This is a genomic window from Acinetobacter sp. WCHAc060033 (genome assembly GCF_004209125.1).
Classification (GTDB): Bacteria; Pseudomonadota; Gammaproteobacteria; order Pseudomonadales; family Moraxellaceae; genus Acinetobacter; species Acinetobacter wuhouensis.
The window spans coordinates 1-403 of sequence record NZ_SGSW01000195.1 but is presented as its reverse complement, the minus strand read 5'-3'; the positions used below and the strand labels follow the sequence as shown (position 1 = coordinate 403).

Below are 403 nucleotides of genomic sequence, written 5' to 3'. Positions count from 1 at the left end.
ATTTAGCGGTAGATGCTCTTGGTAATCCTATTGAGTTTATAATCTCAGATGGAACAACTCATGATGTCAAAGTTGCTCCCAAATTAGTTGAAAAGTTAGACCTAACTGAAACGGAAATACTCTGTGCTGATAAAGGTTACGACTGCGAAACCTTAAGAGATCAGATTCAAAAAACAAAGACTCAAGCAAATATCCCAAGAAAATCAAATACCAAGTTAAATAATGATCATATGGATTGGTATTTATATAAAATCAGACACTTAGTTGAAAATGCCTTTTGCCGTTTGAAGCATTTCCGAGGAATTGCTACACGATTTGATAAACTCAAACGAAATTTTAAAAGTGCTGTTGCTCTAGCATGTATCCATATTTGGTTACCATTATGAAATGTCAACAGACCCTA

General features: G+C 34.2%; 1 protein-coding gene. It reads left to right on the top strand.

Going from position 1 to position 403, the window contains the following annotated elements:
* A partial coding sequence (locus EXE10_RS21250; RefSeq protein ID WP_130114617.1) for an IS5 family transposase occupies nt 1-386 on the top strand: 386 nt, incomplete at its 5' end.
* Between the last annotated feature and the right edge of the window lie 17 nt (nt 387-403).